Annotated in this window: 27 protein-coding genes; 22 read left to right on the top strand and 5 right to left on the bottom strand. The window is 33.3% G+C overall.

The annotated features are described in order from the left end of the window. Positions 1 to 189: 189 nt before the first annotated feature. The 18 genes from BM018_RS05385 to BM018_RS05300 all read left to right on the top strand — a co-directional run bounded on the left by BM018_RS05385 (position 190) and on the right by BM018_RS05300 (position 20,057). The gene (locus tag BM018_RS05385) at positions 190 to 1,278 is read left to right on the top strand and encodes an N-acetylneuraminate synthase family protein (RefSeq protein WP_092319390.1); all 1,089 of its coding nucleotides are present in this window, start codon (positions 190 to 192) and stop codon (positions 1,276 to 1,278) included. Then, a complete protein-coding gene (locus tag BM018_RS05380) occupies positions 1,278 to 2,444 on the top strand; it encodes an FkbM family methyltransferase (RefSeq protein ID WP_092319388.1) in 1,167 nt (388 codons plus the stop codon). Before BM018_RS05385 ends, BM018_RS05380 begins: the two co-directional genes overlap by 1 nt. A gap of 177 nt (positions 2,445 to 2,621) precedes the next feature. Continuing rightward, entirely contained in the window at positions 2,622 to 4,403 is a 1,782-nt protein-coding gene (locus BM018_RS05375; protein ID WP_200778572.1) for a thiamine pyrophosphate-binding protein, read from the top strand. 310 nt (positions 4,404 to 4,713) lie between these two features. Continuing rightward, positions 4,714 to 6,168 (top strand): peptidylprolyl isomerase, encoded by a 1,455-nt coding sequence (locus tag BM018_RS05370; protein WP_092319386.1) that lies wholly within the window; start codon positions 4,714 to 4,716, stop codon positions 6,166 to 6,168. A 29-nt stretch (positions 6,169 to 6,197) separates the two neighbouring features. Further along, positions 6,198 to 7,928: a ribonuclease R family protein gene (locus tag BM018_RS05365; protein WP_159428198.1), complete on the top strand. Its 1,731-nt coding sequence runs from the start codon at positions 6,198 to 6,200 to the stop codon at positions 7,926 to 7,928. 13 nt (positions 7,929 to 7,941) lie between these two features. Continuing rightward, positions 7,942 to 8,919, top strand: coding sequence for a prolipoprotein diacylglyceryl transferase (gene lgt / locus BM018_RS05360; RefSeq protein ID WP_159428197.1), 978 nt, complete (start codon positions 7,942 to 7,944; stop codon positions 8,917 to 8,919). Between the two features lie 3 nt (positions 8,920 to 8,922). After that, on the top strand, positions 8,923 to 10,653 hold the full coding sequence (gene mutL, locus BM018_RS05355; RefSeq protein WP_092319380.1) for a DNA mismatch repair endonuclease MutL: 1,731 nt from the start codon (positions 8,923 to 8,925) through the stop codon (positions 10,651 to 10,653). Between the two features lie 10 nt (positions 10,654 to 10,663). After that, the gene (locus tag BM018_RS05350; protein ID WP_092319378.1) at positions 10,664 to 11,212 is read left to right on the top strand and encodes a hypothetical protein; all 549 of its coding nucleotides are present in this window, start codon (positions 10,664 to 10,666) and stop codon (positions 11,210 to 11,212) included. Then, entirely contained in the window at positions 11,199 to 11,702 is a 504-nt protein-coding gene (locus BM018_RS05345; protein ID WP_092319376.1) for a stage II sporulation protein M, read from the top strand. Before BM018_RS05350 ends, BM018_RS05345 begins: the two co-directional genes overlap by 14 nt. Next, positions 11,692 to 12,780 (top strand): alanine racemase, encoded by a 1,089-nt coding sequence (alr, locus tag BM018_RS05340; protein ID WP_092319374.1) that lies wholly within the window; start codon positions 11,692 to 11,694, stop codon positions 12,778 to 12,780. The genes BM018_RS05345 and alr overlap by 11 nt, the downstream gene beginning before the upstream one ends. A gap of 170 nt (positions 12,781 to 12,950) precedes the next feature. Further along, positions 12,951 to 13,376, top strand: coding sequence for a flagellar basal body rod protein FlgB (gene flgB / locus BM018_RS05335; protein WP_092319371.1), 426 nt, complete (start codon positions 12,951 to 12,953; stop codon positions 13,374 to 13,376). 26 nt (positions 13,377 to 13,402) lie between these two features. Further along, positions 13,403 to 13,858, top strand: coding sequence for a flagellar basal body rod protein FlgC (flgC, locus tag BM018_RS05330; protein ID WP_092319369.1), 456 nt, complete (start codon positions 13,403 to 13,405; stop codon positions 13,856 to 13,858). Between the two features lie 82 nt (positions 13,859 to 13,940). Continuing rightward, complete coding sequence (gene fliE, locus BM018_RS05325; protein WP_092319367.1) at positions 13,941 to 14,255, top strand: flagellar hook-basal body complex protein FliE; 315 nt, start codon at positions 13,941 to 13,943, stop codon at positions 14,253 to 14,255. A 64-nt stretch (positions 14,256 to 14,319) separates the two neighbouring features. Beyond that, complete coding sequence (gene fliF / locus BM018_RS05320) at positions 14,320 to 16,026, top strand: flagellar basal-body MS-ring/collar protein FliF (protein WP_092319365.1); 1,707 nt, start codon at positions 14,320 to 14,322, stop codon at positions 16,024 to 16,026. 13 nt (positions 16,027 to 16,039) lie between these two features. Then, positions 16,040 to 17,086 carry a flagellar motor switch protein FliG gene (fliG, locus tag BM018_RS05315; RefSeq protein WP_092319363.1) on the top strand — a complete coding sequence of 349 codons (1,047 nt, stop codon included), beginning with the start codon at positions 16,040 to 16,042 and terminating at the stop codon, positions 17,084 to 17,086. 14 nt (positions 17,087 to 17,100) lie between these two features. Next, complete coding sequence (gene fliH / locus BM018_RS05310) at positions 17,101 to 18,306, top strand: flagellar assembly protein FliH (RefSeq protein WP_092319361.1); 1,206 nt, start codon at positions 17,101 to 17,103, stop codon at positions 18,304 to 18,306. Positions 18,307 to 18,315: 9 nt separating this feature from the next. Beyond that, positions 18,316 to 19,623, top strand: a complete 1,308-nt coding sequence (fliI, locus tag BM018_RS05305) for a flagellar protein export ATPase FliI (RefSeq protein WP_092319359.1) — start codon at positions 18,316 to 18,318, stop codon at positions 19,621 to 19,623. A 41-nt stretch (positions 19,624 to 19,664) separates the two neighbouring features. Beyond that, positions 19,665 to 20,057 (top strand): hypothetical protein, encoded by a 393-nt coding sequence (locus BM018_RS05300; RefSeq protein WP_092319357.1) that lies wholly within the window; start codon positions 19,665 to 19,667, stop codon positions 20,055 to 20,057. Between the two features lie 67 nt (positions 20,058 to 20,124). Here the strand turns inward: BM018_RS05300 and BM018_RS05295 are convergent, their stop codons facing one another. Continuing rightward, positions 20,125 to 20,889: an MBL fold metallo-hydrolase gene (locus BM018_RS05295; RefSeq protein WP_092319355.1), complete on the bottom strand. Its 765-nt coding sequence runs from the start codon at positions 20,887 to 20,889 to the stop codon at positions 20,125 to 20,127. A gap of 35 nt (positions 20,890 to 20,924) precedes the next feature. On the opposite strand from BM018_RS05295, the gene BM018_RS05290 reads away from it, so the two are divergent. After that, entirely contained in the window at positions 20,925 to 22,298 is a 1,374-nt protein-coding gene (locus BM018_RS05290; RefSeq protein WP_092319353.1) for a UDP-N-acetylmuramoyl-tripeptide--D-alanyl-D-alanine ligase, read from the top strand. Here the strand turns inward: BM018_RS05290 and BM018_RS05285 are convergent. Further along, entirely contained in the window at positions 22,295 to 22,942 is a 648-nt protein-coding gene (locus BM018_RS05285) for a hypothetical protein (protein WP_092319351.1), read from the bottom strand. The genes BM018_RS05290 and BM018_RS05285 overlap by 4 nt on opposite strands. A gap of 129 nt (positions 22,943 to 23,071) precedes the next feature. Here BM018_RS05285 and BM018_RS05280 point away from each other — a divergent pair, with 129 nt between their 5' ends. Together BM018_RS05280 and BM018_RS05275 are read left to right on the top strand one after the other, a co-directional pair. After that, positions 23,072 to 23,464: a hypothetical protein gene (locus BM018_RS05280; protein ID WP_092319349.1), complete on the top strand. Its 393-nt coding sequence runs from the start codon at positions 23,072 to 23,074 to the stop codon at positions 23,462 to 23,464. A 4-nt stretch (positions 23,465 to 23,468) separates the two neighbouring features. Beyond that, the gene (locus BM018_RS05275) at positions 23,469 to 23,876 is read left to right on the top strand and encodes a hypothetical protein (protein WP_092319347.1); all 408 of its coding nucleotides are present in this window, start codon (positions 23,469 to 23,471) and stop codon (positions 23,874 to 23,876) included. On the opposite strand, the gene BM018_RS05270 is transcribed toward BM018_RS05275, so the two are convergent. From BM018_RS05270 to BM018_RS05265, 3 genes are read right to left on the bottom strand one after another with little or no spacing between them, the layout of a single operon-like run. Further along, on the bottom strand, positions 23,877 to 24,158 hold the full coding sequence (locus tag BM018_RS05270) for a NifU family protein (RefSeq protein ID WP_092319345.1): 282 nt from the start codon (positions 24,156 to 24,158) through the stop codon (positions 23,877 to 23,879). It lies immediately after the preceding gene. Next, positions 24,151 to 24,327: a hypothetical protein gene (locus BM018_RS07845; protein ID WP_159428196.1), complete on the bottom strand. Its 177-nt coding sequence runs from the start codon at positions 24,325 to 24,327 to the stop codon at positions 24,151 to 24,153. The genes BM018_RS05270 and BM018_RS07845 overlap by 8 nt, the downstream gene beginning before the upstream one ends. Positions 24,328 to 24,335: 8 nt before the next feature. After that, a complete protein-coding gene (locus BM018_RS05265; protein WP_092319343.1) occupies positions 24,336 to 24,542 on the bottom strand; it encodes a (2Fe-2S)-binding protein in 207 nt (68 codons plus the stop codon). Positions 24,543 to 24,883: 341 nt separating this feature from the next. Here BM018_RS05265 and BM018_RS05260 point away from each other — a divergent pair. Then, positions 24,884 to 25,091 (top strand): hypothetical protein (locus BM018_RS05260; protein ID WP_143280423.1); only part of this gene is annotated, 208 nt, incomplete at its 3' end.

Below are 25,091 nucleotides of genomic sequence, written 5' to 3'. Positions count from 1 at the left end.
ACAGGATTATCGATTACATTATAATAACCTTTTATTGGCAGGAGGCATTCCACAAAAAATCCCACTCATTAAAGAATATTTAAAGGAGATATTAAAAACAAATGTCATTCAATCAGCCAATGCTATAGACGAAACTTTTGAAGGATTAAAAAAAATAACAGAATTAATAAAAAAATAAAGGAGTATAAAATGCCGTCTATCAATAATATTTTTGAAGACTTATTTGTCCTAGAGGTTGCAAATAATCATTTAGGAGATGTCAAAAGAGGTCAAAAAATAATTTCCGAATTTTCTAAAATTGTGCGATTCAACAATATTAAAGCAGCAATAAAATTACAATTTCGCGATGTTGACCGCTTTATTCACAAAGATTTTCAACACAGAACCGATATCAGATATATCAAAAAAACAATAGACACTAAACTCAATTATAGTGATTGTGCTACGTTGATTCAAGCAATACGAGATGCAAGTTGTATTACGATGTCTACTCCATTCGATGAACAATCAGTTGATACTTGCGTTGATTTAGGCATCGATATCATTAAAATTGCATCATCAGATATCAATGACTGGGTATTAATTGAAAAAATAGCAACAACACGAAAACCTGTTATTGTATCGACAGGGGGTACTTCGCTTAAGGATATTGACGATTTAGTACATTTTTTCACAAAGCGGGAGATCCCATTCTGTATCAATCATTGTGTATCAATTTACCCTTCTGAAAAACATGAATTGGAACTCAATCAAATTGATTTTCTAAAAAATCGCTATCCTCATTTAATTATTGGATTTTCGACGCATGAACATAATGAAGATATCGAATCAACCATGTTGATTGCTTATGCAAAAGGGGCGCGGACTTTTGAAAGGCATGTCGATATTAACGATGACGGTATTCAAGTTTCAGCTTATAACTCTCTGCCGGCTGATTTTGATCGTTGGATTAAAGCTTATAAAAAAGCTCAAATGATTTGTGGGGGTTCGCCGTCACAAAAGCGTATCCCTCCTCAAAAAGAAATTGAATATTTAGATGCCCTAGTCAGGGGTGTCTATGCAAAACGTAACTTAAAAGCTGGAGAAACCTTAACAGAAAAAGATATCTATCTTGCTATTCCTTTGCAGAAAGGACAAATATCTTGCCGTGAACTCATGAACGGCGAAATTTTACTTCATGATATTGCTGCTGATGATCCTATCTATATTGACAGCATTGATTCGGTATATGCTCATGACGCAACATTAAAGCATAAAATTTATAATCGAGGGTTATAATGGAAGTTGTTGAAAAATTACAAAAACTATCTTCCACAAAAGAATTAAAAGATAATATTTTTAGACTGTACCAGCACAAATTAGACTTACTTTCACAAAAACCGATTTATATTTTTGGAGCTAAAAATTTGGGACAAAAAGCACTAAAAGCATGTCAAAAATTAAAATGGAATATTAAGGGTTTTATTGATAACAATACGCAGCTTCAATATCAAAAACTTGACGGATTTCCTGTGTATTCGTTTGAGGAACTGGATAAAACAGCTCAGCCGGTTATTATTATTGCATCTTTGCTTTACTATTTTGAAATAAAACAGCAATTAACAACTTCTGGATTTATAAATTACATTGATTATAATGTTGTAGCATTATATCACAACGAATTCGAAACTCATCCTTGTTATGTGAATATACTTGAAGATCTTGTTCAACATAAAAATAAATACATAAAATTCCGAGAAATGCTCTACGATGAAATATCTAAATACACATTTGATAATCTTATTATGTATCGCTTAAGTTTTGGTGATTCTTACCTCGCTAAAAGTTTCAGCGGCGACCCATCTCAGGAATATTTTGAAGATTCATTTATGTCCTTCTCTGAAAACGAAGTATTTATCGACGGCGGAGCTTACGACGGAGAAACATCTCGTATTTTTATTGAAAAAGTAAATCATAAATATAAAAAAATCTATGTTTTCGAGCCTGATCACAACAATTATCTTACAACAAAGGAAAACTTAAAAGATTTTCCCAATATAGAAATTTTTCCTAAAGGCCTCTACTCGCAAACCAAAACATTAAAATTTCATGCAGACAATACTCAAGGTAGTAAAATCAGCAATCAAGGTGATACAATTATTGATGTAGTTTCTTTGGATGAATACATCTATGAACCGATTACTTACATAAAATTGGATATCGAAGGAGCCGAATATGCCGCTCTATGTGGTGCTAAAAAACACTTACAAGAAGATCATCCTAAACTAGCTGTATGTATTTATCATTCACCAGAAGATTTTTGGAAAATTCCTGTATTATTGTCTGATATTTTATTGAGAGAGAGAGAGAGAGAGAGAGAGAGAGAGAGAGAGAGAGAGAGTCGATTCTATCTACGACACTACTCTCCTCAAAGCATGGAGATAATATTATATGCAGTTCTTTAATAGGTTCCAGAAAAATTTACTAATTTCACTCGCGTCACTACTCTCTAACTATAGTCGATAACAATACTATATACAATTTTGGAGATATAGGAAAATACCAATTTTATCTAAGATATTATGCATTGCACTCACTTATCATGGACAATTTTATTTTATACGCAATACCAAGGAGTTATAATGATTAAAGTTTCTGACTATATTGCCCAGAGATTAAAACAAAAGTACAACATAAATAATATTTTTCTGATTTCTGGTGGCGGTTCGATGCATCTTAATGATAGTTTCGGTCGAGCTATTCCTTATACCACCGCCCATAATGAGCAAGCCTTAGCATTTATGGCAGAGGGTTATGCACGTATTAATCAAGAATTAGCTGTAGTCAACATAACTACAGGACCCGGTGGATTAAATTGCTTGAATGGTGTTTTTGGACAATGGACAGACAGTGTACCTGTATTATATATATCAGGTCAAGTCAAACTAGAAACCACTGTTTATTCCTGTCCTCATCTCAATTTAAGACAATTAGGAGATCAAGAAACAAATATTATAAAAATAGTCCAACCTCTCACGAAATATGCTGCTTTGGTTGATGATCCTTTACTTATTGGTTACCATCTGGATCAAGCCATTTATTATGCTACAACAGGCAGAAAAGGCCCTGTTTGGTTAGACATTCCATTAAACATCCAAAGTGCAATGATCGATGAAAATCTTTTAAAACCTTTTATTCCTCCACAAAACAACAACTATAATTTTAAAATAGATGATATTCTGGTACAATTACAGAAAGCAGAAAAACCTCTTATTATTGCAGGACACGGTATCCATTTATCAAGACAAGAATCTAGCTTTCTTCAATTGCTGAACAAAATGAAAATCCCTGTGGTCACTACTTTTAACGGTATGGGACTTTTACCTGACAATCACCCAAATTTTGCAGGTCGTATCGGCACTTTAGGTCAAAGGGCTGGCAATTTCACTTTGCAAAACGCAGATCTTATTTTATGCTTAGGAACACGCAACAATATTCGTCAAGTCAGCTACAATTATGAAAATTATGCGAAAAATGCTTATAAAATTGTTGTCGATATTGATTCCGCCGAGCTCGAAAAGCCCACTATTATTCCTGACCTCAAGATTCAAGCTGATCTATCACAATTTTTATCTCTGATTGCTGAGAAAACTCCTATTATAGAACGACCTAAATGGCTGGCATTTTGCAAAAATTTACAAGACAAATATCATCCATCGATCAATCCAGAATACCAGCATTCAAACAACCAAATCAATCCTTACGGGTTTACGATGGAAATGTTGGGATTATTAGACAAAGATGCCATTATTGTTTCAGCAAACGCTACAGCTAGTTTGACACTATTCCAAGCTGCTAATTTTCATAGCGAGCAAAGAGTATTATGCAACTCAGGAAATGCATCAATGGGATATGGGTTACCTGCTGCTATAGGCGCTTGTTTGAGCGGCAAAGGGCGTCAGATTATTTGTCTAGAAGGTGATGGCTCTATAATGATGAACATTCAAGAACTTCAAACAATAAAACACTATGATCTGCCGATAAAAATTTTTATCATTAATAATAATGGCTATATTTCTATAAAGCAGACTCAAAATAATTTTTTTAAAGGGAACATGACTGGTGTATCCGAAAAAAGTGGGGTTGGTATTCCGGAATTCAATAAAATTGGAGAAGCTTTTAATATTTTTAGTATACGAATTTCTGATCCCCAAAATTTAAAATCACAATTAACAGATTTTCTCAACATCAAAGGACCAGCTTTATGTGAAATAATTACAAATGATGATTATATTTTTACCCCCAAACTGTTAGCTAAAAAATTAGAGGATGGGACGATGATTTCACCATCATTAGAAGATATGTTTCCCTTTCTAGATAAAAAAGAATGGGAATCTAACATATTCAATAAAATAAAAATATAAATCTCTATTTTATATATTTACCTACTAAAATCATCATTTTTGATATTTTATAATATAACGTATTCCTAAAGAATTTGTATTCTTGCTAATACTCTATCATAATTAAGTCAAAACAGGTATTTTTTACAACCATAAATAAAAATGATCCTGATTATCTTTCCGATCTTACTCTATTTTTATTTCTCTGGAAAAAAAATTTCTTGTTTTGAAGGAATTGATATCACAAAAATATCAACTTCGAAAAACTTGATTTTTATCCGATAATTTGTTAAACTTTAAGCCTATGCTATAATTTGAGTAGGAGTATTTAATGCAAAAAAATATCAAATTGTTTATTATTTTTCTTTTAATAACAGCATGTGGCATTCAACAAAAATTAATCAGTTATCATAATGGTCAAAAAACATCTTATATTACGGTAAATCAGGCAATTAAAGATATACAAGCTTTTTTCCCCCATATTTCAGCAGAAAAAATAGATCAAATGCAAACTAATGATGATCTATTAAGAAACTATATTTTATTAACTTCATTAGATCCTATTTTATTACCTCTTGAAGCACAAAAAATATCCAATTACCAACAAGATCCTCAATTTATTGAGAAAAAAGAGCAATTAATAAAAACTTTACCTTATCAATTAGGTTATCAAAAAGGTCAAGAACTAATAAAAAAAGCAATAAACTCTCAAAAAGTACAATCTGCAGAAGTTTCTCGAATTTTTTTCAAAAAAACAGAAGATGAAATTTCTAATAAAAACAATTTACAACAAGCGTTAGAGACACTCAATAAATTATCATTATCTTCTAATATTATTGAAGAATTTGGGAATACAGCAGAAGCAATTTCTCAGGAACCTTTAGGTGCCGATAATGGCGGATATTTAGGCGAAATTATTAAAGGAACCTATCCTGATCTAGATGAAACTATTTTTAGTGAAAAAGCAACTGGACTTTACCCTGAAGTAATTGAAGGCATTCATGGTTATTATGTTATTTATATTCACAACCCTGCAAAAACATCAAGTATTCAAGACATTGATACCTATGAATTTTCTCCGGCACGGCAAACATTACTATATGATTATCTCAACCAAAATATTAAATATTTGTATTCACTAGACGGTGATAAAGTAATTATTCATAACAAAACAAACAATGTATCAAAAATTTCTGAAAAAACACCTATCATTAGTATCTGGAAAAAGAAATATTCACTTTCCCAAATTAAAGAAATCTTGCCTATTCTGGGGTTTGCCCAAGAATTAGATAATTTAGAAATTCTAAAACTTTTAGCATCACCAGAACGAAGCGGCAGAAATGCTACAATTTATCAAATTGCTATAATGTACAAAGGATATAACTCTAATATTAAACAAACCAAAGAATACAAAGATATCCTAGCAGAACAAGAACAAACATTGGATCTTGAAACAGCTCAACAAATTTTAGGAGAGAAACTCTTTAGTTCCATTGATAAAAATATTACTATGGCAGAATTACAGGAATTTTATGCAAATACTAACAACAGGCCAATCAAAAATTATGATAAAAATGACAATCCTATTTTTAAAACTTTTGCTGAATCTAAGCAGGAATTAGAACAGACAATTTTATATAATCGTCATTATGCAAAATTATTAGAATTAAGAAATAAATTAATAGAAGATTTTAAAATTTCGTGGTCTGATTCTGGTATTATTACATATAAAAACAAACTGAATAAAGCCTATAATAATTATCAAAAACAATTAATGCAAAACTAACTATTCTTGCATTAAAAAGGAGTATCAGATTGTTACAGAAAAATTTGCTTCATTTTCTATCAGACAAAAAAGAATTAGATATTGCTTCAATTTACAAACATTTGAATATAACAATACCAAAAGAAAAAAAAAACGTTCAGCATTACTTAAAACAGTGGAAACAATATGGTGCAATAAATATTAATTTAAAAAAAGGTACAATAAAAATTATTGATCTATCTTTATGTACTTCTCATTCTAATGCAGCTCCGAGACATACCAAACCAATTTTAACAGCAGGTAAAGTTGAAGATGATTTCACTCTTATCAAAGATCGCTACTCTTTACCTGAAAAATTTTCTTTTGGTGCCACTCAAGAAATCAAAGAGAAAATTTGGGGGAAATCGCAAGATACTTATCGCCAAGATCTAAAAAAAGAATTTATAATTACTATTGATGGTGAAGATTCAAAAGATTTAGATGATGCAATCAGTATCCAAAAACACTTCTTTGGTAAATGGACATTAGGCGTACATATTGCAGATGTCTCCTATTATGTGCCTCAAAATTCAATTCTAGATAAAGAAGCATATAAAAGAGCTAATAGTTATTATTTCATTAATAAAGTGATTCCGATGTTGCCGAAAGAATTATCAAACGATTTATGCAGCTTGAATCCTAAAGAAAATAAACGAACATTGAGCATTTTCATTACATTTAATAAAAACGGTGAAGTATTGAAATATAACATTATACCAACATGGATTTGTTCACATTATCGATTGACTTATCAAAAAGTACAAGCAATTATGAATAATCAAACAGAAACAGATCCTGTTTTGCAAAAAAATATTAATCTCATGAAAGAATTTTATAAAATTCTATACAAAAAAAGAATTAATAATGGAAGCATTGATTTTAATTTCAAAGAAAGAAAAATTATATTAGACAAAAATGGCAATCCTACCAAAATCTACCAAAAAGACAGATTAGATTCGGAAAGGCTTATTGAAGAATTTATGCTTAGTGCCAACCAGGCAGTTGGTGATTTTCTTACTAAAAAAAAATTAGGTTTATTTCGAATACACGATACACCTCCTCCAGAAAAATATAAGGATTTAAAAAAATTCGCTGCTAAACTTGGAGTCAAATTACCAGATATACCACGTCCACAAGATATTCAATTGTTTCTTGCATCTCTGGAAACTTCCCCGCTAAAAATGAGTGGAGAAGTTTTAGTTTTGAGATCTATGGCACAAGCTGTTTATCATCGCGAAAATATCGGACATTTTGGATTAAGTTTTCCATTGTATGCACATTTTACATCTCCGATTCGCCGTTATGCTGATCTTGTTGTTCATCGGCTAATAAAATTTTTTCTATTTTCATCACACAATGCCAAGCAGCCTTACACTGAAAATGAACTTGATAAAATTGCACAGCATATTTCTGCACAAGAGCGGATTGCCATGGAAGCAGAACGGGATTTTTTTAAAATTAAAGCAGCCCGCTACATGAAACCTTACGAAGGTCAAGAATTTGCAGGAATTATTAGTTCCATAGCAAATTTTGGAATTTTTGTTGAAATGGAAGGCACTGGCATAGAAGCAATGATCCGTTATGCCGCGATGAATGATTATATGATATTCGACGAAGAAAATTTGCTCGCAAAAAATAAACGCGGCACTAAAATATATAGGCTTGGCAATAAGGTCCGTATCCGCATTACAAAAATCAATATGGAACGTTGTTTTATTGATGCAGAATTTATTCATCCTTAACAGTGAGGTATTTATGTATTTAACCCACCCTGCTATATCAACAGCACTATTCCGGATTGGAGATTTTGGAATACGCTGGTACAGCTTAATGTATATTTTCGGTTTTTTATTTTCTTATTGGTGGACAAAACGTGAATGTGCGAAAAATAGAATTTCTTTTGCTAAAGATAATAAATTATCGACTAACAACGAATTTTTAAGTGATTTTTCATTTTATATTATGCTCGGTGTACTTTTAGGAGGACGTTTAGGATATGTGCTTTTTTACAATTTTGAATACTATTTTTCTGAGAATCCCATAGCTATCTTCAAAGTATGGGAAGGGGGTATGAGTTTTCATGGTGCATTTATTGGTTCGTACATAGGAGCATTTGCTGCACTCAAAATCCGTCACTCAATTCTTAAACCTTTCAGCTTATTGGAATTGTCAGATATTGTATTAGTTTCAGTTCCTATGGGGCTTGCATTCGGACGATTTGGCAACTTCATCAACGGCGAACTTTACGGCAGACCCACTACTATGCCATGGGGCATGGTATTTCCGCGAAGACCAGAATTAGGGCATCTTGGAGCTACCGTATTGCCTTTGGAAAAAGCTCAACCCTTTATTGATGCCGTACAATTGCAACTTATTCCTAACATTACTGAATACACAATCAATAATGCTACATACATTCAGGTACCTAGGCATCCATCCCAATTATATCATATATTACTGGAAGGATTATTTACTTTAACTGTGCAGATGATTTTATACTATAAAATTCCGCAATCGCGATATAAAGGTTTTCTAACAGCTACATTTCTTATTTTATATGGAATTTCACGAATTATTACAGAATTTTTCAGAGAACCTGATATTCAAATAGGATTTATTGCTGGTAATTGGCTGACAGTAGGTATGACGCTTACATTTCCGATGGTAATAATCGGAATTATTTTATTAATTTACACCCTCAAAAACAAAAAACCCAATATTATTAGGATTTAATTGATGTCTATCTGCTTATTGGATCCTTCTACTATTATGAAGATTGCTGCCGGAGAAGTTATCGAACGTCCAGCTTCTGCTGTACGTGAACTTCTGGATAATGCCATTGATGCTGGAGCTAACTTAATCTCAGTAGAACTCATTGCAGGAGGGAAAAATCAAATAGTAATTACGGATAACGGAGTTGGAATCAGAGAAGAGCAAATTACCCTTGCTCCAGTTTTGCATGCTACTAGTAAAATTTCCGTCTTTGATGATCTACAAACACTTTCTACATTTGGCTTTCGAGGCGAAGCTTTAGCTAGCTTAGCAGAAGTCTCTTCATTAACAATATCTTCCAAGCCTGCTAAACAAGAATTCGGTAGTAGCTATACTATTGAATTCGGAGAGAAAAAAAATGTCCTTCCAAAAGGAATGAATTCCGGAACCCAAATTACTATTGCTGATCTTTTCAAAACGACACCCGCTCGACTAAAATTTTTAGGCACGGACAGTGGCGAATATCGAGCCTGCGTACAAGAATTCATAAAAAAAACCTTAGCTCATCCTCATACCGACTTCTCACTACATCATAATAATGAACAAAAATACCGCCTATTTCCAGTACAGAATATATTAGAACGTATTCATTATCTTTTCCCTGATACAAAAGATATTTTATATTCTTTTAATTACCAAGAAGCTTATATTTCAGCATGGGGATTTATTTCGCATCCATCCTGGTATAAGCCGACACGTTCCCATCAATTTCTATTCATCAACAATAGGCCCATAGAATGGCAGGGGTTGCGCCAGCAAGTTCATTTGGCATATAATAACCTACTGCCACCCAACCGATTTCCTGCACTTTTTCTTTATCTTGACATGGATCCAAAACATATAGACTTCAACGTACATCCTCAAAAAAAAGAAGTACGTTTCGAAAATGAACGTCTTATTGCAGACATTATTAGGCGGAGCATTCGGCAAGGCATAGAAAAAGCAACAAACAATGGAGGAATCACTATTACGAAGGATGATAATATTACTATTCGAAAAAATTATAGTATGCCTGTACAAACTCGTATGCCTCTTTATAATTTTTCACCATCACAGAAATCGAGCAGTCATTCCCAGCATGTTTCTCTCTTTGAATCAGATGTTTCCTCTTCGCCTATAGAAAGCCAAATTTTTTCAGCACAATATATTGGCACCATATTTTCCACTTATCTTATATTTGAATCAGCCCATATAATGATTTTGGTGGATTTTCATGCTATGCATGAGAGAATCCGGTATGAAAAACTAAAAAAAATGTACAATATCTCTATCGAACGACAAACTATTATTCCTTATATTTTTGAGGTTAGCAAAACTGAAGCTGATATCTTTGAAGGGTTGTCCTTTGAAAAATTAGGCTTCAGCCACACACGAATAAGTGAAACAGCTTTTTCTATTGATGCTATTCCTTCATTTTTATCACCCTCTAGAATTGAAACCATACTAAGAGACCTACTTGACCTTAACAAAAACACTTCTTTGAATGAATCATACATATGGGATGAAACCTGTAAAATGATCGCATGTAAAGGATCTGTCAAATCAGGAGAGCTTCTGTCTCTAGAAGAAATCCAAGAGCTTTTGAGAGAATGGCAAATACTTAGCTGTCCGTTATCATGCCCTCATGGACGCCCGATTACTATCAAAATAAGCCGCCCTTTCCTCGACAAAGAATTTAAAAGAACAGGATTTTAGGAGAATTTTTATGAAATACATTGCCTTTTTGTTACTATTAGCTTCATGCTCTACAGAAAAAACAGAAACAATACCCTCCTGCTTACCAACCATAAGACTTGAACTATCAAATATGAATAATTATATGAAAACTCTCCCTTCTATATTGGACTTTTCAACCATATTCCGTAATCAACCTTATGTTGACCAATTATCCGATCACGACTTCAATCTTAAATTTTATGAAGCATTGTTCGATTCTCCTGAATTAAGTAATAAATTAAAAAAAGCGGGGTTTTCCACTCCAGCCGATTTTGCGACATTCCACGAAACTGTATTGGATCTTTTTTTATTCCTAAACCAAGAAGAATTTTCAATTAAAACAGCAGAACAAAAAAATCTCGAACTCCAAAAAGAAATAAATAAACTGCAGTTAAAAATAGCCCGCGAACCTCAAAATAACACCTTAAAAAAATCACTGTCCGAACTTATATGCCAAGAAATATCATTTAATAATATACTGATAGTAAGTCAATTTCAAAAAGATCTGAATAATTTGAATAAAAATGCCCAATTATAAACAATTTTTCATACATTCATTAAAAGAATTTTTTTATTCTTGTTTTATTGCTTTGACTGCTTGCCTATTGCTTCCTCAAGTATGGCTTTATAACCTCTTTTTTTCATTGTCAAACATGATCTCTTATATTCGATTTTCTTTTTATACTCTTTTGCTGTCCAATCTTTGCTCTGGATTATTGATCTTTTTTTGGGGAACCCGAAATGATCGTTTTATTACTTTTTTTCTTATATTAAACGGAACTTTATTGGGAGTAACATTGGCATTTCTAAAAAATATATCAATAATAGCAGGGTTACTTTTTCCTCATGCTTTCTTTGAAACTCCCGCAATTATTGCACTAGCAGCGTTAATAAGATTTTATTCTGCCAGCATAAGCACACAACATAAAAAAATATCCATTCAAACAATTATCTTATGTTTCGGATTAGTTATTCCCCTTTTCATTATCAGCGCATTTCTAGAAGCAAGGAGCCATTATGGATTTTAGAACTTCTGCAGTTATCAATTTGGAATACTTGACTCATAATATTTCAACTATTAGAAAATTAATCGGTTCAGAAGCAAAATTATGTATTGCAGTTAAAGGAAATGCATATGGACACGGATTAATTCCTATAGCTCATGCTTGTGCTGATCTTAATATTGATATGCTAGCAGTAGCTACTCCTCATGAAGGCAGGGCTTTACGTGAATCAGGTATTCAATTGCCCATTCTTGTTTTAACGCAACATACTAAAAACGAAATTCCAGATTTATTTCGTTTTGGATTGATTCCTCTGCTCAGCCATATAGAATATCTCCAAGAATATCGTCTTTACGTCCAAAAATTTCAACAACCATTAACAGTACATCTGAAAATAGACACAGGAATGAGTAGAGGAGGATTTTTCCCTGAAGACGCTGTCAAAGCATTCCAAAAAATCCAAAATACCACCGGAATTAATTGTACAGGCATTGCGACTCATTTTGCTTCAGGAGAAAACCAAACAGTTACAGCATGTCAGGTGGAACTTTTTACGCAGACAGTCAATCATATCAAATCAATAGCTTACAATCCATTAACAATACACGCCTGTAATAGCGCTGGTACTTTTTACTTTCCTCAAGCCCATTATGATATGGTACGCATTGGGTTAGGAGCTTACGGATACGGGCACAATTCATTAAGACCTATTTTATCGCTCTACGCGCAAATTTCACAGATCAAAAGAATTAAGAGGGGAACTTCAGTATCTTATGGAGGAACCTGGACTGCCTCCTATGACACAAACATAGCAACAATCTTGATAGGATATGCTGACGGATTTTCTCGAAATTTTTCTAATAAAGGACAGGTTCAAATTAATAATAAATTATATCCTATCGTAGGGAATGTATGCATGGATCAGATTTTAGTTAATTTAGGGGATGATAATTATAATATTGGGACAACAGTAACTATTCTTGACGACAATCAACTATCAGCAGACATTTTAGCAACAAAAATAGATTCTATTCCTCATGATATTTTAACTAATTTATCTGAACGTGTTCAAAGAATTTATATAAAAAAGAGAGAAGTATAATACTTCTCTCTTTCAGCGAGGGAAAATATATCTCACTACCGGAACCTTTCTTTAAAATTGTCGGTATAAAAACTGCCAAAACTTTATTATTTTTCTTTAAATAATAAAGTTTTTTTTTAAAATTCCGATTCTTATAGAGCAGGACTATAAAATTTAAGAGAGGATTTTCTATGATATTTGGAAACACTACCTTAGGAATAGGAAGAACAGCAGCACTCCTAGAAAAAGGATTAGATGCTTCCATACTCCGCCGCAATCTTATTGCTAATAATATCGCAAACGTAGATACTCCAGGATATAAAAGAGCTGAGCTTAGTTTCGAATCGCAACTACGTAGGGCTGTTGATTCTGAAATTCCTCCCCGTCTTGAAACATATCGTACTGATCCTAGACATATCTCATTCAACAAAAAAATTGATTTCAGACGCATTGAAGGAAAAATCAGTGTTGAATACGACACTAGTTATCGCAACGACGGCAATAACGTCGATATAGACCGCGAAACCGCCGATGCTGCAAAAAATACTATGCACTACAATTTAATGATGGAAATTTACAACCGCAATATCAAACTTCTCGATTTGGCCATGTCATAATAAAATTACAATATAAGGAGCTTATTATGGGTTTATTCACCAGTATGAATATAGGTGCTACAGGGCTCACAGCCCAAAGATTGCAAGTAGACGTTATTGCTAACAACATTGCCAACGCCAATTCAACACGTACAACTGAAGGTGGACCTTATCAGCGTTCAAGGGTAGTGCTTACACCGCGTGCAGGGACACCAGTGTTTAAAAGTCCTCATGTTCCAAAAGCTTTGCAGCCAGAAATGGGCGGAGGTGTGAAAGTTAATGCGATCGAAAAAGATGAAGCACCAGCCCGTATGGTTTATGATCCTACCCATCCTGATGCTATTTCGGGGGGACGTTGGTCAGGTTATGTTGCCTATCCAAACGTCAATATTGTAGAAGAAATGGTTAATATGATTGCTGCTAACCGCTCGTACGAAGCTAATGTAACCATGATTGAATCATCAAAACAAATGTTCGATAGGGCCTTAAGATTAGGTCAATAAATTATTAAAATATATTGACACATAATTTGCAAAAAAAATCATTTTACTTCATAATTTTCAATAGAGATTTTGGGAGGAAATTATGGAATTTTCATCAATCAGAGAAGCACTCCAGATGAATACAACAGATACCAGACACCTCAAAAAAACAATTAAATCATCTGATCAGAATACAGAACAATCATTTGCAGAAATTTTTTTCAAAGCCATTGAAAAAACAAATAAAGACCAACATAAGGCAGATGATTTACAACAAGCTGCAATTCTTTCACCCGATACTGTAAATATTGCCGATATTATGATAGCAACAGAAAAAGCACGACTTTCTGTTGGAATGCTCAAAGCAATCACAGAACGAGCTGCTCGTGCTTACACAGAAATTTTAAATATTAGATAATTACTCCAAAATATTGATTTTCTTATTATTATTTATATGGACATAGTTTTTAAGGAGAGTAACAATGCCTGACTGGTCTGCATTATTACAGAAAATTACTGATCGCTTTTCTCAATTGTCATCTAAACAAAAAACATTATTAGGTATTAGCTTGTTTTTTTGTATCCTTGTTGTTGGTTTAACAGTTCACTTCACCGGAAATGTCGGCACCTCATCCTTATTATATCAATCTCCTCTTTCTCCTGAAGACTATGCTAAAGTTACTCTTAAATTACAAGAAATGGGAATCAAATTTGATACCAAAAATGATTCTTATATTATTGTTTCGGACCCAAATACAGCAAAAAACATTCGGATGCAGCTAGGGCAAGCTGGCATCATTCCGCAAAATGTAAGAGGTTGGGAACTTTTTGACGTCCAACGCTTTACAACTACTGATTTTGAACGTGATGTTAATTTACGCAGAGCTATTATTGGTGAAATGACAAAACATCTTAAAACATTAGCAGATATTGAAGACGTAAGTATTCAAGTTTCTTTTCCTGATGATAAATTATATACAGATAGTCAAGCTGAAGCAACAGCATCTGTAGTAATTACACCAGCTCCCTACTCGTCTATTGCTGAAAATAAACAAAAAATCCAAGGCATTGTAAATTTAGTAGCTTATGGTATTCCCAATTTAAATAAAGAAAATATTGTTGTTGTAGATAATATAGGCAATATTTTATCGGATTTGCTTGTGCCAAACGAAGGTGAGGAACAAGTTCGAATTGCTCGGGAACAATTACGAGTTATCGAACGAGAAAGGGCTCGCTATACCGCTAGAGTAGTACAAGCATTAAGTTCATCCTTACCTAAAGATAGATTTTTAGTATCTGCTGATATTGAATTTGATTGGAATAGACGTTCTTCAACCGCAAAAGAATTATTACCTACTATTATAAAACCGGATAACCCTTTAACCCCTTATGATGACAGTGAACAAGTATTAGAAGTCTTAGTTAGTTCTGATGAAGTTACAGAAAAATATAGAGGTCCATCTTATATTCCTGAAGGACCAGCTGGTGTTGAAGATAATGTTCCTCCCGGCCTTAAAGATAAAATTGATCGTTTCAATCAATACGAACGGAATCAAACAACCAAAAATGTTACTACAGGTACACGTGAATTCCAGGAAGAAAAAGCTCCTTACGAAATCAAGAGAATTAGTATTTCTGTTGCTATAGATGGCACATGGCGTATTATTAGAAACAGTAAAGGTGAGGTTTTATTAACAAATGGGAGTATTCAGAGAGAATATACACCCGTAGATGACATTGAAATTCGTGCATATGAAGAGATAGTAAAAGGATCTGTGGGATTCAATGCAGCACGAAAAGATTTAGTTATTGTCCGACCATTAAAATTTGATCGTTCTAGCGAATTTGCATCAGAAGACGAAGCATTCCGTCGCCGCATGCTTATTCAACGTATTATAATAACTGCTTTAATTACAATTGCATCACTTATTTTGCTGACTATTTTATACCGTATAATAGCCACTCAATTAGAAATCAGACGACGGCGTAAAGAGGAAGAATTACTACGACAACAAGCTGCTATGCGCGAAGCAGCGCTTCGCCAAGCAGAAGCAGAACGTTCTGGTTTGGAATTGTCAATGGAAGAAAGAGCAAGCAATGAACTATTAGAAAGCGTTATCAACACAGTCCGCGAACATCCGCTAGAAACAGCTAAGTTACTACGTACATGGTTATTAGAAATTCAATAAAACGGAGTATATTATGCCTTTAGAAAAAACTACTGCAGAAAAAAATAGTTCCCGTAAAAAAAAGGTGCTTTCAGGAAAAGAAAAAGTTGCTATTTTTCTAATTTCTATTGGGCCAGAAGTATCTGCAGAAGTACTTAAACATATGAAAGAAGAAGAAATTGAAGAAGTTTCTTTTGAGTTGGCTCGTGCGGATTTAGTTGATTCTGAAACTAGAGATATGGTACTTATGGAATTTCAAGAATTAATGATGGCTCAAGATTTTATTATTAGTGGAGGCATTGATTACGCCCGAGACGTATTAGAAAAAGCATTAGGCACACAACGGGCTGTCGATATTATTAACAGGCTTACATCATCTCTTCAAACCAAACCGTTTGATTTTATTCGAAGAACAGATCCTACTCATTTAGTAAACTTCATTCAGAATGAACACCCTCAAACGATTGCCTTGATTCTATCCTACTTGGATCCGCAAAAAGCAGCAACTATTCTTGCTTCGCTGAATACTGATTTACAAGCAGATATCATGCGTCGAATCGCTACTATGGACAGGACTTCTCCAGAAATCTTACGTGAAGTAGAACGCGTATTGGAACGTAAATTATCAACTCTCAGCAGTGAAGATTTCACTTCGGCAGGAGGTATCGATACCGTTGTTGCCATTATCAATAATGCAGATCGAACTACCGAAAGAAATATCATTGAAACTCTAGAAGAAGACGATCCCGATCTGGCAGAAGAAATCAAAAAGAAAATGTTTGTGTTTGAAGATATTATTACACTGGATGACAAAAGTATTCAAAAAGTTATGCGTAATGTCGATAATAATGATCTATCAAAAGCTCTTAAATCTGTTGATCCTGAAGTTCAAGATAAAATTTTCCGCAACATGTCAAAACGTGCTTCTCAAATGTTGAGAGACGATATGGAATTTATGGGTCCTGTACGCCTTAAAGAAGTTGAAGAAGCTCAGCAAAAAATTGTTTCTGTTATCCGAAAGCTCGAAGAACAAGGAGAAATCGTTGTCGCTCGAGGTGGAGATGATGATTTAGTAGTATAATATAGGAGCATATTGTGACCAACAATACATTCGATCCTCACGCTAGAATTCTACACAACGGTCAATACAAACTCAAAGATTCTAATAAGATAGCAGTTCCTATAAGATCTTTCCGTTCGGAATTCGAAGAAGAACTTTCTGTACAGGAACGTATCAACAATATGAATCTAGAAATCCAACAGCTTGAACACCAAATCGAACAAAAAAAACAACAAGGTCATGAACAAGCTAACAAAATTTTAGAACAAGTAAAAGATGAAGCTAGAAAAGTTATGGAAGACGCAGAACAACATGCTTTCGACCGAATTCAAAAATCCGTTCATGAAAAAGAAAATATCATCCAACAAAGTAAAGAAGATGCTGAAAAAATAATGCAACAAGCTCAAAAAGAAGCATCGGAAATACTGGAAGAGGCTCAAAAAACTATTACAAAATTAAAAACAGAAGCTCATCAAGAAGCCTTTACTGAAGGTAAGGAACTTGGTTTTCAATCAGGTAAAGAAGAAATTCAACTTCTTGTAGAACGTTTGCATAGTGTTGTTGCAGAAACAGTAAGAGAACGGGAACGTATTTTAATGCATAGCGAAACCCAAGTTATCAATCTTGTCCTCACTATGGTAGGAAAAATTGTTAAAAAATTAACAGCAGATTATAAAGAAATAGTAATCAACAATATCAAAGCAGCTTTAGAATTGCTTAAAGGAGCTATGACTATTTTTATCCATGTATCACCGCGGGATTATAATTTTGCAGTTTCACACAAGCAAGAACTTATTAATATGATAGAAGCTCAAGCAGAAATAAAATTTATAGAAGATCCAACAATAGAACCTGGTGGCGTATATATCGAAACAGATACAGGTGATATCGATGCCACTATTAATTCCCAACTGGAAGAGCTAGAAACTCAAATGCGTTTTTACATGCCTGTTAAAATTAAAACACCTGAGACAAAAAAAAGAGAAGTCGTATCATCAAATAATGATACGTTGGATAATGAATCAGTAATTGATGATAGCCCTACAGCATTTGCCCAACAAGAAAATTACGGAAAGGATTTGCCTCCTGAAATGCGTTATAACGAATCCTCATCAGAAGAAATAATAGTTCCTGAAGTTATTCCTGTTTCTTCTGATTCAGAATCAGAATATATTCATAATTCTTATTCAGAAAATAGTGATAATCTAAAAGATAAACCAGTTGATGATATTATTGTTTAGGAACTACTGATGACTGATATATTTATTAAATATCAAAACGCTCTTGATCGTACACCTGTATTAAAAAGTTATGGTAAAATTGAAAGTCTTAATGGACTACTGATAGAAGCAAAAGGTCCTGTTGGTTCTATTGGGGATTTATGTTATATTTACACTCACGATTCATACCCTATAAAAGCAGAAATTGTTGGCTTCAAACATAATAAAACTTTAATTATGCCATTAGGGCACATTCATGGTATTGCACCTAATATGAAAATAGAAAATACACGCCTACCTTTGCAAGTTGCTGTAGGTAATGAATTATTAGGACGAGTCTTAGGTGGAGATGGGCTTCCTATTGACAATTTAGGACCAATTCAAACATCAGCTTATACAGAGATTGATAAGCATCCACCTGATCCCTACTCACGCGAGAGGATTCAAGAAGTTATGACCACTGGTATCCGTGCTATTGACGGTATACTTACAGCAGGAGTTGGGCAACGATTGGGTATTTTTGCGGGCAGTGGCGTTGGAAAATCCACATTATTGGGCATGATTGCACGAAATACAAATGCCGATATTAATATTATCGCACTTATTGGAGAAAGAGGTCGAGAAGTAAGGGAATTTCTAGATAATGATCTTGGTGAAGAAGGTAGGAAAAATTCTGTTGTTATTGCTGTGACAGGAGATGAACCTCCATTATTGCGATTAAGAGGTGCTTATGTTGCTACCGCCATTGCTGAACATTTTCGAGACCAGGGCAAAAAAGTAATGTTTATGATGGATTCTATCACACGATTTGCTATGGCACAACGAGAAATTGGTTTATCACTAGGAGAGCCACCGGCATTACGTGGCTATACTCCTAGTGTATTTTCTACCCTGCAAAAGCTGCTTGAACGTACGGGAACAAATAATACAGGTGCAATTACTGCTTTTTACACGGTTCTTGTGGAAGGTGATGACAGCAACGAACCAATATCTGATACAGTACGGGGTATTTTAGATGGACATATTGTCTTATCACGATCCTTAGCAGAAAAAAATCATTTTCCAGCAATCGATATTTCTGCCAGCGTATCACGCGCTATGAAAGATATCACTCATCCAGAACACCAAGCATTAGCCGGAAAATTAAAAGAATTAACCACTACTTACCGCGAATCTGAGGATTTGATTAATATCGGAGCATACGTTAGAGGAGCAAATCCCAAAATAGACGAATCACTAACAAAAATAGATAAAATAAATCAATTTCTTAAACAGGACATAACAGAAAAAAATAATTTTGAAGAAACAATCACCATACTTGACAATATTATAAGCTAATGTTTAAATTATATGGGAAGGTAAAACGTAAGGAGGTTCCCATGGAACAAGCACAAACAAACACCAGAGAAAAAGGAAGTATTAAAACATATTTATGGCAAAATATTGTCGCCTTTGTCTTATCAATTTTAGGACCTATGTTTTTTTTAGCTGGACTTCCTCCATTTATCATGTCTATTATGGGTATGCTATATTCAAGACAAGTTAGTGTTTTTGAAAAACAAGGAGACATAGCCAAAGCAACATTATGTTCAGAAATGGCTGGTAATTATGCGCGTTTTTCGATTTGGTGGATGTTCTTTGTTTACTTAGTAGCTCTTATTACATATGCGGTTATTCAAATGACAATGCCTGAGATGATCAATATGGAAGTAATGGAAATTATTACTCCTATGCACGGAAAAATGAAAAGTATTGTCACCAGTACAAATTAGTTATTGGTAGTAATTAATATTTAAAGAAAAGCCTCATTATGAGGCTTTTCTTTTTGCAAAAAATAAGTTATAATATCAACTCTAATCCATCATATGCTAAATATACGTGATCAGGAAGTGTCTGTTCCCATTCTGCAGCTAGTACTTCATGATTCATATGAATAAAATAACATTGTTTTGGGTTTATCATATCAATTAACTTTAATGCTTCCGGCAAATTAAGATGGGTATTGTGATACTTTTTCCGCAAACAATTAATAATTAATACATCAATATCCAATATTAAGTCGATAGATGTCTGAGGTAGCACTTTAACATCAGTCAGATAAGCCATATTTTTAATTTTGAATCCTAAAATAGGTAGTTTTCCATGTTGTACTCCAAGAGGAATCACTTGAAGGTTCTCTACAAAAAAAGACTTATAAGGCTCTACCTCATTTAGACTGAACTGCGCCAAACCACCACCAATATATAAAGGTGCATCATTAAACAGATAGGCGAATTTTTCTTTAACACCCGCCATTGATAAAGCATTACCATAAAGAGGAATTTTTTTATAGAAAGAAAAAGGACGCAATTCATCCAGCCCAATGACATGATCAAAATGATCATGAGTAATGAGGACAGCATCAATATACTGCGTGCGAGATAAAAGTAATTGTTGACGAATATCAGGACCAGCATCAACGAGAATTTTTTGATTATCGGCATCCACTAACAACGCACATCTCATTCTTTTATCTCGAGGATCTTGAGATAGGCATACTCTACACATGCAACCCAAAACAGGCACTCCTGACGATGTACCTGTACCCAAAAATCGAATCTTCATAGAAAATTCCTTACCTTTATATTGCAGAGGTTTATATGTTTTTACAAAACCAAATTTTCGATCATAAATTTTTTAATACTGTTTTCGGAAAAGCTTTGAGAGAGCATCCTTTTAAAATCGACTATTTTACTATAGATTCTCGGTCTATAATAGATCCGACTTTAACATGCTTTATTGGAATAAAAGGACCGAATTTCAATGGTAATGATTTTTTTGAACACGCATACCAACAAGGTGTTCGAGTATTTATCCTGGAGCAAGTACCTGTATCCATTCCTCATGATGCTACTATTTATATTGTTACTGATAGTATTCAAGCCCTTGCAGAACTAGCTTCTGCTCACAGAAAACGTTTGAATATTCCCCATATTCTTATTACCGGTAGTTTTGGAAAAACTACCGTACGACATATGTTGATGCATTTGCTAAATCAAAAATACAGTATCCATACAGCACATAAAAATTGGAATAACGATATTGGACTACCCTTATCGATACTTTCGACTCCTCACGAAGCACAAATTTCTATTTTGGAAGCTGGTATGAATCATGCTAAGGAAATATCATTATTATCGAAAATTACAAAACCAGAAATAGGAATTGTTACTAATATTGGTTGGAACCATGTAGGACAATTGGGTTCTATGGATGCTATAGCCAATGCAAAAGCAGAAATTATCGATGGAATGTCATCAAATTCTATTCTTATTTTCAATAAAAATAATCCATATAAAAATTTACTGCTCAATAAATTTAAAGGCAAAGTAATTTTTTTTGATCCAGATAAACTATATATTCATGAAGATTATGGAATACAAGGATTTACTTTTAAGCATTATAGAATTCCCAATGAACAATTTTATTGCCCATGTCCAGGCATTCACCTTCTTGAAAATATTGCTATATTATTTGTTTGTATGGAAATATTTAATATTCCCGTTAATTTTTTACAAGAATGTTTAAACCTATTCAGCAATCATTTGGAACACCGTATGGATACACAATTACATAAAAAATCAGGAGCTATGCTTATTCTAGATTGTTACAATGCCTCTTTAGAGTCTTTTAAAGCAGGTTTTAATATCTTAAAAAAAGAAAAGTTAAATAATAAACATTGCATTGCTGTTATTGGTGATATTTTAGAATTAGGCACTTATAGCGATGATATTCATAAGCAAATAATAAATGATTTGATATCTAAAAAATGCATTGATGAACTTTTTATTATGGGCACATATTTTTCTAAACATAGCAGTATTCTAAAAAATCATAATATCAATTATTACATTTTTAATTCTTTAAATGAACTATCAGAAAAATTGATAACACATTTAAGAAAGGATACCGTAGTATTTATTAAAGCATCCCATGGATTTCATTTTGAAAATATCGTAAAAATGCTCTATTAAATACGAAAAACCGTAAATGCATCATGCGAAATACGCCCATAAATTGAGATTACTCTTAAAGTAAAATGATTATTTCCGAAATCTAGATTTAAATTCGATACTCTTGCCGTAGAACCAAAACCACCAGGAGGTGCTAATACTTCTTCAGTTCCCATAGGACCGTCCACTACAATACGCGATGCTGGAGCACTTGTCGGTAAAAAAGTAACCTGTACATATGCTGTCGGTAAAGATGTAGAAGGACCATAAAAAAGTGTAAAATATGTTGTTGTAATTTGCATATTATAATTGATGTTAGTAATTAATTCCGTATTTTTTCCGGTAACAGCACGTATAGAAACCGTAATAGGTCCACTATTAGAAACAGATAAAGATTCATTAATTGTGGCGGTTGTAGGATATTTAAAAGCATCATAAGAATATTTTTTTTCTTGATTTGAATAAACGATATGAGCATATCTTATACCCATTGGGTGCGAAATTTGGAAAGATAACGGAATTGCATCATTACTAATCATACTATTAGGTTCCGGATCTAAAAATTCTATCTTAGGACCATCATATATATCATTAAAAACGACATTACTTCGGAAATCATGAATAGCACATGAACTTAATATTAAAAGAAATATGACTTTATGCATTTTATATCCTATTTTACATAATATATTATAGCTTGTTTTTCGTGAAAAAGATAGTAAAAACAAAAAAATTTTACAAATTTTTATTTTTATATTATAATTATTCAATATCTTAATATTAAGGAGCGTTATATGAGAATTTTATTAACACTAATTCTTACTGTAGCTGCTTGCGGAAGTAAAAAGGATTCTGAGTCAGCAAAATCACCTTTATTATCAAAAAAGCTTAAAAATAGTTACTGGGAAATGCCTAGTTATCCAGCAGCTAATATTAAATTCAGTAGTGATGGAGTCACTGTGCAGTTGAATGAAAATTTTGCTATCTCTAATGGCCGAACTACAATTCTGGAAGAAGATAAAGATTTCATTGTTTTTAACGTTGATGACCAAACAAATAATTTAGTTGTTTCTGTCCTCATTAAAGATCCTAAAACTATTTCCACTGCAATTCAAAGCTCAGCTGGAGGTGATACTAGTTTTAGAGAACGCCACAATATATTAGCTCAAGAAATGGTAAAAAAATAAAAAAATGAATTATTTATCTATTTTTTTTATACTATTAATGACTGGTTGTATTTCAGAAAAAAAAATTAACAACATCTCTCTTCCTTTAATAGACCGCTTACAAAACACACGCTGGAAAGTTAAAGATCCTAAAAACGATTATGAAGTAATAATTCGTAACAAAAAAATTAAAATAAAACTTACTGGAATATTAGGATTTACAGAAACTCCTTATATACAAAGAGGCATAGATACTAATTTTTCCTTGCTCAGTATCTACGATAATACAGAATCAGCTCTTCTTATTGGGATAATGTCGATTGACCCACATACTATAAAATTATATGCATGGCCTTATACCTATGATATACCCATACAATCAGCTAAACAAATACTCAATGAAAATGGTCAAGTATTTCAACGAATCAAATAACTACTGAACAGGTATCACTTCTATCCTATCAGAAATTTTGACATTCAGATACTGCTGTATTGCCATTAACGTACCTGTAGATGCACTAGGACAGCCATTACAAGCTCCAAGATACTGAATAAATAACAATAAAGTACCATCCTCATCTTCTTTAAGATCAACAATTTCCATATCGCCACCATCTAAAACCAACATAGGACGTACTTCCTGATTTAATTTATCTTCTATTAAACGAAGTTTTTGCACAATACTTAATTCATCAAAATTTATTTCCTCACTCATAATACTTATCCTTGATTTTTTGCTGATGCGAGGAAGCACAAGAATTAAATTCTCGTGCTTTCGCCATCAATTCTTCTACAGATATACCGGGATCTTCTGCAATAATCTTATTTAAGACTTTTTGGATTGTATTTCCATTTTGGCATTCACATTTATGAGACTCACTCATAATTACCTCTACTTTTTATTCGCTTCTTCAATAAGACTATTAAGAGAAATTTCTTCTCCATTGGAACCATCAATGCACATTCCACAGATTGTACCGGCACTTGTTTTTTCCATCAATTCTTCAACAGTAATTCCAGGATTTGCATCTATCACATCCTGCAATTCTCCTAAAGTGGTCCCTAAACAAGTACATACCACATGATCTTTATCTGCCATAAACTACCTCCATAGTAATATTAATAATTTAGGATTTCAAAATCCATAATATTTTTAACCAAAACTACTTTAATTATAAAACAAAAGGCCAATTAAAATCAAGTAATTACACTTTTATTTTTACACAAGGAAATTTAGTAATTATATGCACTATTTGACGATACGTGTATAACAATATATTTATTTTATACAATGTCGCATAAACTTTTTCATTCATCAATGTCATGCAAAGTTTGATTTGAGTGTTATGAGAAGTTTAAAATGGCACTTTAAAACAGAACCCTTTTCTAGGTAGCAGGCTTACTCATCTGCTCCAGGAAAGAAAAGTCCCTCCCTGGAGCATGGGGGGCGTAATTGGTAATGACAAGCTCGGGAGCGTCGGGTTGTTTTTGGAGTTGGCGCGGCTGGAATATTTGGTGGAAATCTTTGTAAAGATCGCAGATGACGGAGTGATCTCCATTGGAATTTTTGAGCAGCTAGGAAAGCAGAACATGCTGTTCGACAACAACATTAATTCAAGTGTAGACGTTTTCGGCGCAGAAGTACAGA

Origin of the sequence: Brevinema andersonii, assembly GCF_900112165.1 — a bacterium.
In the GTDB taxonomy this organism is placed as follows: Bacteria; Spirochaetota; Brevinematia; order Brevinematales; family Brevinemataceae; genus Brevinema; species Brevinema andersonii.
This window is presented reverse-complemented; position numbering and strand designations above follow the sequence as displayed.